Consider the following 314-nt stretch of genomic DNA (forward strand, 5'->3'; position numbering starts at 1 on the left):
ATGGAACATCCAATTGAAGATTTAATGAAAACAGCAATGACAAATTTAAAAGAGATGGTAGATGTAAATACGATTGTCGGAAGTCCAGTTTCAACAGCTGATGGAAATGTAGTATTAACAGTATCTCAAGTGGCTTTTGGTTTTGGTGCCGGCGGAAGTGACTTTAAAGGTGATTTTATTTCCGAAAAGCATAATAACGGACAAGGGAAGCATAAAGAGAACAAGCAAAGCCATCCATTTGGAGGCGGAAGCGGGGCTGGGGTTTCTATTAGCCCAGTTGCTTTTTTAGTAGTCGGTTCTAACGGTGTGCAAGT

General features: G+C 40.4%; 1 protein-coding gene. It reads left to right on the forward strand.

Going from position 1 to position 314, the window contains the following annotated elements:
- A partial coding sequence (gene ytfJ, locus SB658_RS22880) for a GerW family sporulation protein (protein ID WP_410602539.1) occupies positions 1 to 314 on the forward strand: 314 nt, incomplete at both ends.

The organism is Bacillus sp. SIMBA_008 (genome assembly GCF_046535495.1).
Classification (GTDB): domain Bacteria; phylum Bacillota; class Bacilli; order Bacillales; family Bacillaceae; genus Bacillus; species Bacillus subtilis.